This is a genomic window from Bradyrhizobium barranii subsp. apii (assembly GCF_011516635.5).
GTDB classification, from domain to species: Bacteria; Pseudomonadota; Alphaproteobacteria; order Rhizobiales; family Xanthobacteraceae; genus Bradyrhizobium; species Bradyrhizobium barranii.
In genome coordinates, this window is sequence record NZ_CP096255.1 from 1,217,593 (window position 1) to 1,230,410 (window position 12,818).

7 protein-coding genes, 1 tRNA gene and 1 pseudogene are annotated in these 12,818 nt (G+C 61.0%); 4 read left to right on the top strand and 5 right to left on the bottom strand.

Translation table 11 applies throughout. The features are described 5' to 3' along the window. Window positions 1–572 precede the first annotated feature (572 nt). A complete protein-coding gene (locus HAP41_RS05825) occupies window positions 573–1,580 on the top strand; it encodes an outer membrane protein (protein ID WP_224580950.1) in 1,008 nt (335 codons plus the stop codon). Window positions 1,581–1,861: 281 nt separating this feature from the next. Here the strand turns inward: HAP41_RS05825 and HAP41_RS05830 are convergent, their stop codons facing one another. The 3 genes from HAP41_RS05830 to HAP41_RS05840 all read right to left on the bottom strand — a co-directional run bounded on the left by HAP41_RS05830 (window position 1,862) and on the right by HAP41_RS05840 (window position 4,341). Beyond that, a complete protein-coding gene (locus HAP41_RS05830; protein ID WP_166053869.1) occupies window positions 1,862–3,088 on the bottom strand; it encodes an IS91 family transposase in 1,227 nt (408 codons plus the stop codon). Window positions 3,089–3,108: 20 nt separating this feature from the next. After that, window positions 3,109–3,969 (bottom strand): tyrosine-type recombinase/integrase, encoded by an 861-nt coding sequence (locus HAP41_RS05835; protein WP_166079017.1) that lies wholly within the window; start codon window positions 3,967–3,969, stop codon window positions 3,109–3,111. A gap of 297 nt (window positions 3,970–4,266) precedes the next feature. Then, window positions 4,267–4,341 (bottom strand) — tRNA-Thr (locus HAP41_RS05840). Window positions 4,342–5,032: 691 nt separating this feature from the next. On the opposite strand from HAP41_RS05840, the gene HAP41_RS05845 reads away from it, so the two are divergent. Beyond that, a complete protein-coding gene (locus tag HAP41_RS05845) occupies window positions 5,033–6,295 on the top strand; it encodes a hypothetical protein (protein WP_166104441.1) in 1,263 nt (420 codons plus the stop codon). A gap of 247 nt (window positions 6,296–6,542) precedes the next feature. Here the strand turns inward: HAP41_RS05845 and HAP41_RS05850 are convergent, their stop codons facing one another. Further along, a complete protein-coding gene (locus tag HAP41_RS05850; RefSeq protein WP_166104438.1) occupies window positions 6,543–7,181 on the bottom strand; it encodes a hypothetical protein in 639 nt (212 codons plus the stop codon). Between the two features lie 409 nt (window positions 7,182–7,590). Between HAP41_RS05850 and HAP41_RS05855 the strand changes: the two are divergent. Beyond that, a pseudogene (locus tag HAP41_RS05855) lies at window positions 7,591–8,864 on the top strand (IS256 family transposase). Between the two features lie 443 nt (window positions 8,865–9,307). On the opposite strand, the gene HAP41_RS05860 reads toward HAP41_RS05855, so the two are convergent. After that, window positions 9,308–10,732 (bottom strand): DUF1214 domain-containing protein, encoded by a 1,425-nt coding sequence (locus HAP41_RS05860; RefSeq protein WP_166104433.1) that lies wholly within the window; start codon window positions 10,730–10,732, stop codon window positions 9,308–9,310. Between the two features lie 568 nt (window positions 10,733–11,300). Here HAP41_RS05860 and HAP41_RS05865 point away from each other — a divergent pair. Continuing rightward, window positions 11,301–12,644: an IS1380 family transposase gene (locus HAP41_RS05865; protein WP_166104429.1), complete on the top strand. Its 1,344-nt coding sequence runs from the start codon at window positions 11,301–11,303 to the stop codon at window positions 12,642–12,644. Window positions 12,645–12,818 lie beyond the last annotated feature (174 nt).

A 12,818-nucleotide genomic window follows, 5' to 3' on the forward strand; every position in this document is an offset into this window, starting at 1 on the left:
AAGCCCTTGGGCGGAGCTGGATCGCTGCGTACGGCGAAAACGTGTGGTCCTGACCGTCGTTGCTACGGTCAAGCCTTGCGGAGATGGATCGGGGCTCTACCGGGTTTCGAGGCATCGCCAATTCGCGAGGTGACGGAGGCCAGAAGGAACTCGGCTCCGGGGAGAGCGCGCATAAGCCGTCAGACCATCGCGCAGGGAAGGCCGGGTGTTTTTCCGGCCCACCTGTTTCCCGCCTGCGCATTTGCGTGTGCAAATTCCTGGCGCAGCGGATCATGGGTGCCAGCCGGCACCCGGCCTTCCCTGCGCCCTCTTCACGGAAGAGGGCGAAAGAGGAGAGCAAAACTCGGGCGTTTCATGCCGCGAGAATGCCGCTTCATGCGTGAATTGAGAATCGTGTTGCCCGATGGGATTGATCGAGACGCGGGGTGCGTGTCGCTCAAAATCCACATGCGTTCGTAATCGCCAGCTTAGGTGCCTCAAACGGTCGCATCCGCGGACGCGATATCTTTGCGATGGCCTGACCAGGTTCCATAGTGTCAGCGATGATTTGCAACCGAGGGGCGGGGTATCAAATGACAGCGCGTAAATGTTTCATCGTGGCCGCGGGATTGATGACGGCGAGCGCCGCCCATGCCGAGGACGTTCCCTCCAACGCCGAACTGTTTCGCATGCTGAAAGCGCAGCAGCAGACCATCTCCGAGCTGCGCGCCGAATTGAAGCAGGCCAAACAGGAGCGGCGCACGGTCACTCCGCGAGAGGCGACTGCACCGGCAGCCAAGCCAGCCGGACGCGACGCCGCGAGGGAGACGGTTGCGGTAGCACCGCCCGCGCAGGCTTATGCGATGTACAACAAGGGACCCGCAGTCGTGCCGGCGCGCACCGGCGGTGCCTATGTCGGTGTGTTCGGTGGCGGCGGCAGTCGCGGCGGCACTGACGTCAGCCAGCTCGGCACCGTCTTTTTCGTTGAGGCCGTCGGGGGCCCCTTGGCTGTCGACGCCACAGGGCGGACTAGCAGCGGCGGCGTCGGGTTCGGTGGCGCGCATCTCGGTTATGAATGGTCGTATGGTACGTATCTGCGGCCCGCTTTGGAGATCGAAGGTTTCTATCTGGCAGGTAACCAGCCGCGTGCGACGTTGGTGACCCCCACAGACCGATTTGCAGAGCACTCCTTCGACACGACTTTCCCGACGCGCACCACGGTGCTGCTGGCGAACATGGTTGTCGGCTTCAACACGCCCTATCAAGGCATCACGCCCTATATCGGTGGCGGGATCGGGGCCGCGAACGTCTCCATCAACGGCGCCACGTCCACACAGACCGACCCGGCCGAGCCTGGCATCAACCACTTCAACGAGCGTCCGGACTCCTCAGCCTGGACCTTTGCGGCACAGGCCAAGGCCGGTGCGCGCTTCGCTCTCGGCAACAGCGGCGCTTACCTGTTCGGCGAGTACCGCTATCTGTACGTCGGCGATGTGAATCAGGTTTTCGGCTCCACCGTGAATCTGGAGGGTTCTGTGAGGTCGCGCTCACGCGAGGGCGCGGCAGGCGCTTATGACGCGACCTCATTGAAGCCGGATTGAACGAAGGCGCGGGAGGCTATTCGCGGTTTTGCAGCTATGGGGATTGTTCGAGATCGCCATGCCCGATCTGCTGGCTCGGCGCGTGAGGCAGAGACACAGGAGTGCGCATCCTGGAAGAGTTGAGATCAGACGCGCTTCGCCTGAGATCGCGATAGGCCTTTTGCTGCATCGGACGGTTGTTGTCGCGCAGTGTGACAGCACGGATTCGACATCGTCCGCGATGATCGAGACGCTGGGAGCGAAATGACGAATGATGATCGTCGTGCACGACATGACTTGGCTCACGATGTGTCGCATCGGAACGGTGATGTTCGAGGGCTGGGGCGTCTGAAGCTATGTCGAAAGCGCTCAATGATGCGCATGACGCCACCACAATCGGGACAGGCAGGAACCTCGGCCCAGGTTTGAGCCTCCGAATCCACAGGCGACGGCTGGCCATCGTTTGGGGCTGTTCGCTCATGATCGAGAAGTTCGCGGCAAAGGGCGAGCTTGGCAGCGCGATGGCGGTTGGCCATGAAGCCGAAGTGGCGGATGCGGTGGAAGCCGTCAGGCGGCGTATGAAGCAGGAAACGGCGAATGAACTCATCGGGCTTGAGATTCATGATCTTTGTCGCGCTGTTTTGGCGATAGTCCTTCCATGAGAAGGCGACATGATCGTCGTCGAGTGCGACGAGCCGGCTGTTGGCGATCGCGACGCGATGGGTGTAGCGGCCGAGATAGGCCAGGACCTGTGCGGGTCCGCCGAAGGGCCGCTTGGCGTAAACAACCCAGTTGATGCGTCGCATGGCGTCGAGGTGGGCCGCAAAGGCAGCCGGCTCGGCCAGAGCTCCGAGATCGCCGAAGAAACGCAAGGCACCGGAGTTGAAGGCTGCCGACAGACGTTTGAGAAAAAGTGTGCGAAATAGTCTGGACAACGGTTTGACGGCCAGGAAGAAGTTCGGTCGGCAAGCGGTCCAGCGCGCGCCATCGGGCGAGAGGCCGCCACCCGGAACGACGCAATGGACGTGGGGATGATGCATCAGCGTCTGTCCCCAGGTGTGGAGGACGGCGACGCCGCCGATCGCACCGCCGAGCCGGCGTGGATTGGCGGCGAGCGTCGTCATCGCCTCGGCGGCAGCCTTGAACAGGATGGCATAGACGACGGCCTTGTTCTGGAAAGCGATCGCGGCGATCGGTGCGGGAAGTGTAAAGACGACGTGGAAATAGGGAACCGGAAGCAGGTCGGCTTGACGCGCGGCGAGCCACGCGGCTCGGGCTCTCCCCTGACACTTCGGACAGTGCCGATTGCGGCAGGAATTATAGGCAACGCGTGTCGTGCCGCAGTCGTCGCAAGCCTGCATGTGGCCGCCGAGCGCCTCGGTCCGGCACGCAACGATCGCGCTCATCACGCGCCGCTCGACCCGCCCCAGATGACCGGCATGTACACGGCGATAGGCGTCGCCATGCCGGCGCAGAATATCGGCAATCTCGATGGCGGGCCTGTTGGAGCGGATGTCGGAGCGGGTCATGACCCGCATCCCGCTGCGGGTCATCCAGGTGGCGTCACCTCCAGCGACAGGCGATCGAGCGGGCTCTGCGTCGCTCGGATCGTATCGGTGGCGACCTGCGTGTAGCGCGCTGTCGACGACAAATTATTGTGCCCGAGCAAGACCTGGATGATCCGGATATCGGTTCCGTTCTCGAGAAGATGTGTCGCGAAGCTGTGGCGCAGCGTGTGCGGCGTGACGCGCTTGGTCAGGCCCGCAGCCTTCACCGCCGACCGGCAGGCGGCATGCAGCACGGTCTGATCGATCGGATGATCTTCGTCACGACCAGGGAACAGATAAAGCCGCGGCCGGGCGAGCCGCCAGTAGGTGCGCAGGATGCCCAGCAGCTGGGGCGACAGCATCACGTTGCGATCCTTCGCGCCCTTGCCGTGGCGCACCTGGATGACGCCGCGGGCGCTGTCGATGTCTTCGATCCGCAGTCCCGCAACCTCCGAGGCCCTGAGCCCGGCCGCATAGGCGGTGGTGAGCGCGGCGCGGCTCTTCAGGCTCGATACCGCTTCAAGAAACTGAACCACTTCGTCGGCGCTGAGAACGACCGGCAGCTTGCGCGGTTCTCGCGCATAGGGAATGCGCTCTGGGATGAGCGCCTCGCCGAGCGTGACGCCGTAGAAAAACCGTAGCGCACAGACGATCTGGTTCAGCGCCGGCCATGAGATGCCGGTCGAGACCAAATGCACCTGGAAGGCGCGGACGTCTTCCAGCTCTAACCGGTCAGGCGATCGGCCAAAATAGCGGCTGAACTTCGAAACCGCGCTGATGTAGGATCTTTGCGTCGCCGGCGACAGATTGCGGACGGTCATGTCTTCGATCATGCGGCGGCGAAGAGGGCTCAAATCGGCCATCTCGATACTCCTGTCTGAGGGGGTGGGCTCCAACACCCACATCCTCTCAGCCAGGAGGCGATCTATGCCACCTTGCCCCCTACGCCGCGGCAGCGGCTTCGTTCAATCCCGCTCATGCTGCGACCAGCCCGTGGACGGCCAGCTTCGGCGGCACATCGCACCATCTCGCAGCCGGCGGCATCGGCTTCGGCTTCTAGCTCAGCTCGATCACTGCGAGAATCGGAGGGGGCGGACGACACGTCCGGCCCCTCCCAGGAGGCAACCGGGCAACGGAAGAAGGCGATTTTCTGAGGAAACTGGTGCTGCCAGACAGGATTGAACTGTCGACCTCTCCATTACCAATGGAGTGCTCTACCACTGAGCTACGGCAGCAGATGCTGGGATGTTGCTAACGGGCCTGACGGCCACGAAAGGGAGCAGCTTTCCCACAAAGTGCCGCAACGGATCACCGAAATTGCGTCGCTCTTTTTTGGCTATGTATCAGTCCCGTGAGCAATCATAAAGAGGGATGCTCGGCATCGCGTTCGATAAAGGCTTGTCGCGAAAAAAGGCTTGTCGCGAAAGGTGAGCCGCTTACAGGTCTGGTCAGGATCGCCGTGTATCCCATGCGCTGATCCGCCTTGCATGGGTCAGACGACCGCAAGGAAGCGCGGGCAGCGAGTGATGGCCTCGACCGAGATCTCACGCACCGGCTCCCCTCCCAGAGTCCTGCGGAGTCCGCTGGTGCGGTTTTCCTGTTGCCGCACCCCCCCCCACTACCCGACAGCCGCGAAAACGAATCCACGGTCTTCTCTGGGCGATTGAGAGTCGTGTGAGCAGCAGCCAGCGGTGCCATATTGGCATCGATCCGTACCGCGATGGTTGCCCCCGTAAAAGCCGCAGTGGCTTCAAGCGACCACCGCCTCACCACGGCCATGATCGAGGGATGGGTGGCCCGCAGTTCGCCCTGACGTGAGACTGCGCAGCCCCTATGCTGGACCAGACGAATACGGCCACCTCCAAGAGAGCGAGGCCCATAAAGCATCGATGGTTCGACCCATGGCTGATCGCCAGGAGCGAGCCGTTGAAGCAACTTGTGCGGCACGTCACGGCGCTCCTTGAAAGCCAAGAACAGCGCCAGCGAGCGCGGCGTCCTGACGACCAGCAGAACCATGTTCGTGCCGTGGAGGGCGTGATCTGCAATCTGGCTTACGCGATCCTAAATCCGCCGCTGCCGACAGGCTGGCTTGCCACCGACACCCGGAATGGCGAGCGCGGCAAAGGCAGGTACGACAACCCCGCATTCGGCACGACATACCGGAACTTGTTGGCGCAGCTTGAGGCCAATGGCGTGCTGCACCGTCAAACCCCAGCCGCGTTCCGTGGCGAGAGGCATTCGATCCGGCCTACCAGCAGATTTGGCGATATGGTCCGGTCATCGGGCATCAGCTTCGCAGACTTTGGTGCCGATCCCGCGAGAGAAGTCGTGCTGCTGCGCCGGGTCAAGCGCTCGTACTCACCGGAGACAGGCCGACCGAGAAAGGACGCGAAACAGGTTGACTACGAAGACACGTCTACCAGTCGTGCCTACCGGGCGGCAGTGCGGGAACTGAATGCCTTCCTCGACCAAGCGGACATCGCGTTCCTCGACGATGGTCTTGAGCCGGTGGTGGACCCGCACAGCAGAACGCTGACCCGGCGCTTCACCATCTTCGATGAGCAGGAACTTCGGTTCGATCAGGTCGGACGGCTGTTCGGCGGCTTCTGGTTGTCGCTCAAGAAGGAGCGACGGAAGCAGATCAGAATCAACGGCGAGCCTGTGATCGACCTCGACTACCAATCGATGTTTACCAGACTTGCCTACGCTGACCTGTGTCTCCAGCCGCCTGCTGGCGACCTCTACGCTATCCCCGGTCTTGAGGCTCACCGCAGCGGCGTCAAGCTCGCCATGAACTGCTTTCTTTTCGATGAGACCCCGAAGCGCAGGACATGGCCCCAAGACATGGGGTTCAGCCTCGAAACCGGCGCTGACATCGCGGGGGCCGATACCATCCAAGGCAAGCTGCCTGATGGGTGGACGGTCAACAGGACCAAGAAAGCGATCCTGACCGTTCATCCTGCTCTTGAGCGAGCGTGGGGCCGTGGCCTTGGCTATCGCCTGATGTGGCAGGAGAGCGAGATACTGCTGGCGGTTCTGCGTGAGTTGATGGAACAGAACATCCCGGCGCTCGGCCTCCATGATGGTCTACTTGTTCCCCTGTCGAGGATGGACACTGCCCTTGAGGTGATGCGGCACCAGTCGAAGGCCATCGTGGGCGTTGAGTTACCCTGCTCAGTCAAGGCGTGAGACAGGGGTGATCCTTACGCTTCCCATACATGGGGTAAGCAGTGGGTTCACCTCCCTGTTCACCGGGGTAGCAAGCTTAACCCGGTTCACGTAGTCCTACCCGGCCTTCATCGTTGATGATGATCATTAATTACCCGTTGTAGACCCTGATAGACTAGTGAACCGGGTGGACGCGGTGAGCCACGTCTTACGGTGAATACTCATGACCACGATGAGATGATGGATCATTGTCCACCAGAGAGCCTGATCAGGCCAGCCGCTGTCTGACCCGGTCCATCAAGGCTCGCCACTCGGTCCCATCTCGACCTCCCGCCAGCAGGGTCTTCTCCAGCGTTTTCCAGACCTGTCGGCCAAGGTAGCGAAGGTCAGAACGTCGAATGCGGCAGTATTCCTTGGTGGGGACTTCCTCCTCAATGAGCCGGGTCAATTCCTCTGGCCCGTTGGGGCCGTAGCGGATAACGCCGGTCTTCTCACGGCGGCTGCGATAGCGGTTGACCGTCCTGCTATAGACCTCTCGGCGCATGAACCGCTGACCAAGCAGCGCGATCATGTAGTCATTGCGGACGGGTTGAGGGATCGTTGGCGTGATTAGGGCATCCACGACGAGGGCGAACGCCAGCAGGTTGATGACGCCTCGCCGGGTTAGCACTCCCCGATCCCGTGTCCGCAGGGCCAGCAACGCATTGAACCGCTGGCGAGGATACTTGTACCGCTTCATCGCCAACGGAGCGGGCAGCGTCGATAGGGGGCGTGAGAGCGTTCTGCCGATCTGTGATGACCAGTCATCGAAGACGCCGCTGGCGATCTTGTCCGCGAAATGATCCCTGACCACCGCTTCCGCCACCGCGAGTTGGTCCTTGGTCGGCTTGCCAAAGACGGGCTTCATGTCCTCCAGGAACTGGCGTTCACATAGACCGCAAAGGTTCGACCAACGAGTGGCCTTCTGCTGGCATCCAATGGCCTGACACGGGATACCGGCAGCGACAACGATGGCATTCCGCTCCGCCACAGGCAGGCGAGCGGGCGTAGTAACTTGGTGCATTCTCTCCGAAAGGTATTATGTTGTGTACAATTGAATCGCAGCAATTGGCTAACACAAGGACAAACACTGTCCCGCAAACCAATTTCGGATTATCCTATATGTTTGCGACTATATTAAGGTCGTGCCGCACTTAAGCGCCCTCGACTAGCTTGAGGGGGATGTCCCGGGTTCTGTTGAATTTCTGAAGAGGTCGGCGTTGCCCACCTTGAGCCGGTAGGCTCGGGGTGCTGATTCCACAAAGGAGAGCAACGCCATGACGAGAGATATCACACCGGCTGGTTGGCCGGCGACCGGGGCTGTGGAGAAATCATTTGCGGAAGTGCGAGCGAGCTTCGATCGGTTCTGCCTTGCGGCAGGAATCGAGGCGCTCGGCACGATGATGGAGGCGGATGTGACAGCGGCCTGCGGGCCGCGCCACGGTCGTGATGCGGCGCGGCGGGCGCACCGTTGGGGCCGAACGCGGGGGCGGATCGGTTTCCACGGCGGCAAGATCGAGGTCGATCGCCCGCGGGTCCGGGGCATGGACGGCCGCGAGGTCACGATCCCGAGCTGGGAAACGGCGGCGCAGGAGGACTGGCTCGGTCGCTGGGCGATGAACCTGATGCTGATCAATGTGTCGACGCGCCGGTTCGGCCGCGCCGTCCGGCTGCCCGAGGGTGACGTGCCGGCACCGCCCGGATCGGGGATTTCGAAGTCGGCGGCCTCGCGGAGGTTCGTGGCTCTGTCGGCGGCGCGGCTGGCCGACTTCATGGCTGCCGATCTGTCCGCGCTCGACCTTCTGGTGGTCCAAATCGACGGGCTGCATCTCGACGACGATCTCGTGCTGGTGGCCGCGATCGGGGTTGACGGCGAAGGCAACAAGCATCCGCTGGCGCTGGTGGAGGGGCGACCGAGAATGCAGCAACGGTTCAGGCCCTGCTGGACAACCTGGTCTCGCGCGGGCTCGACCCGACGGTGCCAAGACTGTTCATCGCCGACGGCGCGAAGGCGTTGTCGAAGGCGATCCGCCGCACCTTCGGTTCGGCCGCTGCGATCCAGCGCTGCCAGATCCACAAGGCGCGCAACATCATGGAACGCCTGCCGAAAGAGCATCATGCGGCCACCCGCCGGGTGCTGCGCCAGGCCTGGGAGCTCGATGACGCCGACAAGGCTGAAAAATTGATCCGCAATCTCGCGCGTCGACTCGACCAGCAATGGCCCGGCGTTGCGGCCAGTATCCTCGAAGGCCTCGACGAAATCCTGACTGTCGTCCGGTTGAAGTTGCCGAAGGAGCTTCGCCGATCGCTCGCCTGTACCAATATCGCCGAGAACATGATGGGCACCATTCGCCGCGTCACGCGCAACGTTAAACGCTGGCGGGATGCCGGTATGGCCTTGCGATGGGTCGCGGCCGGTATGATCGAGGCCAACAAGGGCTTCCGACGATTGAAGGCGCATAAGCAATTGTCGGTTCTGCGTGCGGCCCTTCAAGCTCACCACGATCGCATGACAATCAAGTCCGTTGCCCACGTCACGAGGGCTGCGTAATATTCATTCCGGCAACGTCGACCCGACGTAGTTCAACAGCGATCGGGACATCCCCAGCTTGAGACGCCGCACAAGGACGCGGCGGAATGCGCTCTGATCCGCGATCTCGCTACCGACAAGGCCAAGCGCGAACTGTTTGACCGCCTCGCAGGACATCTGACCGTGCTTGCGGATCAAGTCGAGCAACAAATGCTGGAGCGGAAGAAGACTACCGGTTGATCTCCACATGGGCGTCCAACTGACCAACCTTCCGCTGGCAGCGATGTCGTCACTGGTCAGAGATGGAAGGGCAAGCTGGTCGCCCCGTACACCCGTGCGAGCAAGGAGCCTTTCATCAAAGCAATGTCTGCTTTTGAGGACAAAGCAGTCTACCCGTCCGTCTCCTGCGATATCGCCTTCTGACCCATCTCGGGAGGTTGGCCTCTAGCTCAACTTCGCACCCCTCAACTCGCGAGCTGTGCCTTCGGAGGCTTCCAAGTCGTCGCCTTCGCAAGATCGGGCTGATATAGCCGCAGCATGGGACTGATCCCTTGGTCCTCGCGGTTGATCGGTAGCCAATTTTCCGGCGGCACACCATCGGGCTTATTGGCAGCAATGCGGATTTCGATTCCGCCATCGGCGTTCAGTTTATATCCCGCATTTTGGCCGACCGAATACTTGTTCTCCTTGTTTGGGATGAACCAGCCGTTTTTCGTGTCGTAAAGAGTGACTGACCAGAAGGCCAAGGCAGGCGGCAGTTCGTCCTTTGTCATCTTTATGACGTAGTCATGCAACGCACTCATGGGCTTGTTATCTGCGGGGTTGACGGGAAGATACAGCGCTTCGTCTGCTGGCTGACCGATCGGCCCGATCACGTTCTGGAACACCAGAGTTGCAAGGTCCATGTGGCCCTTCGGCTTAAACGCGCGAAAGAGAAATTCCTCAGCCTTGCGCTGATCGCCCAAGATTTCGATGTTTGCCCGCTTCACTTCCTCTGAGACTTGGCGGAACGTCGCGCCATCAATCGGCGACACCTTCGCTGCATCATAGGTCTTGCCTGGTTCTACGCCGAGAGGTTTGTAGGCGTCGAGCAAAGCCTGATCGAGTTCGTTACGTGAATCGAAGGTAGTGTGGTTAAAGACGAACTGCATCACTTCCAGCAGGTTGGTGCCGTAGGTGTCTTGGTCGGTCGCGCCGTAAGCGGGAAATTGAACCTTGCTTGACGCTGTGGCCGACTTGCCCTGGTATTCGGACAGGGTTTGGACTTTCAAATCCTTGATCTGCTCAAGGATGCGGGCGTGCTTTGCGGGGCTGCTGGATTCCGGCATGACGCGGATGAAAGCGATAACGAAATCGCCAGTCATCGCTATCGACTTACCTACCCCGGCGACCTTGGTATCCGGCGTGTACCCTTGAGTGCGAGCCGAATAGAACAGAAGCTTCGTAGGTTCCTTATAGTCGCCCGACCTCGTCGATAACGGTATGTCGATATAGCCATCGTAAGCGGAGGTTTCCATCGAAGCATATCGAGTGTCGAATGCAGGAACGTCGAGTATCACCGGCTCATTTCTCAGATCAAGCATAGCGATTTGATAAAGGGTGTCATTGTTTGGCCGAGCAATGGCGTGCATGCTGGCGTTGGCGAGTTCCGTAGACTTGTGAATCTTATTCCAGCCATTGGTATTCAAGGGGTTCTGCGCGTCCATAGCTGCCTTGTTATTTACATTGTACATGGCGACGTATTGGTATGATCGCCGTACAATGTTATCGACCTGCGCATGGTCGAGCTTTACTTGTGCGCTCTGCGCTTGCGCACATTTTGGCATCGTCACCACGGTGGTGATTGCAGCAAGGGGGACGGAGCGAAGGAAGTCGCGTTTCGTGAACATTTTCGGCACTCCTTCCAGTTTAGAGTTGTGCTCAAGCGCGTGTACGCTGCTCCCAGATCGATCTGGCTTCGAGAGGCTACGCGCCTTGGCGACCGCTGACTATGCATAATCGACCAATCCCGAAGCCCGCCTGGATGTGCGTTGTTGGCCGATACTGTTGCAAAAGTCGAAAATCGAACGACCCTAAAAATCTCGCGAAAGTAGATTTTTAGACCTCTCTGCTCCTGCGTCGCTATTCAGCTCCGCTACGAAGGTCCGTGGTCGATTTTGGACGAATCGATATGGTCCCTCACGTCGCCGCGCGTAAAACGCATCAGAAAAACTTTTTCAACACTATCGGCCCCTTTGAGACATGCCCGCCTATCATGAGAAGTCCGTTCACGGGGGTAGACCGAAAGTCGCCATGGTCCCGCCAAACGGACGCGAATGACCGGTGTTGAGGCTAACCCGTCTTATTCGTCAGAGGGCGCCTGAGAGGCTGGCGAGCGTGGTGTAAAGCGCTGATGCGGCGTAGGATTCGGTTGCAAAGCCAACCCCATCACCTTCAGCCGCGAACACCACGCCCGCCATGACCGACGATACGATTCTGCCCTTCTCGTTTCCAGCCGTTCACGCCAAGAAAGTCACAGCTGCCTTCGATGGCGGTCGGCTGACCTCGAACGGGGGCGTGATGCTTCTGGCGCTGGCCGAGCGGCGTCTCGGCTTGGCCGACAATTTGGCCCGGGTGTTCCCGGATCGGCGCGATCCGACGCGGGTCGTGCACAGCCTGGTCGATATGTTCCGCGCGCGCATGTTCGCGATCTGCTGCGGCTACGAGGACGCCGACGACCTCGATCATCTGCGGTCCGATCCCGCATTCAAGCTGGCCTGCGGACGGCTGCCGGACACGGGTCGCGATCTGTGTTCCCAACCGACGCTGTCGCGCCTGGAGAATGCTCCGCGCCTGCGCGACGTGATCCGACTGACCTACACTTTGGTCGACGCATGGATGGATAGCTACCCGCGCGAGCCGGCATCCGTCACGCTCGACATCGATGATACCTGCGATGTCGTCCACGGCCATCAGCAGCTCTCGCTGTTCAACGCTCATTATGACGAACGCTGCTTCCTGCCGATCCACGTCTACGACACGGAGAAGAGCCGGCCCGTGGCGGTCGTGCTGCGGCCCGGCAAGACGCCGGGCGGCGTCGAGGTGCGTGCCCATCTGCGCCGCCTGGTACGGCATATCCGGACGCGGTGGCACAACACGCGAATTACGTTCCGTGGCGACGGGCACTATGCCCGGCCGGAGGCAATGGCGTGGTGCGAGACCAACGGCATCGACTACATCTTCGGTCTGTCCGGCACCAAGCCGCTCGCCAGAAAAGTCGACGCGGTCGCCGACGACATCCGCACGCGACGCGCCATCGAGAACCTGCCGGTTCTGCGCGGCTATACCGAGACGCGCCACAAGGCAAAGTCCTGGGATCGCGAACGACGCACCGTCGCCCGTATTGAGGCGACGATGCTCGGCCTCGACATCCGCTTCGTCGTCACCAGCCTCGATGTCGGCTCGGCCGAGTGGATCTACGACAGCCTGTATTGCGCGCGCGGCCAAGCCGAGAATCTGATCAAGCTGCATAAGACGCAGCTCGCCTCCGATCGCACCAGTTGCCGTTCGGCGCTCGCCAATCAAGTCCGCCTCGTTCTCCATACCGCCGCTTATTGGCTGATGCTGACCGTGCGCGACGCCATTCCCAAAGTCCGGGAATTGGCCACTGCCGAGTTCGCGACGCTGCGTCTTCGGCTCTTGAAAATCGCCGCCCGGGTTGTCGAGACCAAGAGCCGCATTCGCCTTGCGTTCGCCGCGGCATGTCCCGAAGCCGACCTGATCCGCAGCTTGCCCGGCGCGCTGCTGCCGCTCGGTCCTTGACCGGTGGGGCGTCCGCCCGCGTTCACCCAACCCATCCCTCAAGCGCGTTGCAAAGTACCGGTCGTCAGGCGGTGAAAAGCCGAAGGCAATCCTGTGCGCCTCGTCAGCGGAGGTGTGCGGATGCACCAGTCGGACCAAAATACCGCGCTCTCACGAATAGGGCGGGCTAAACGA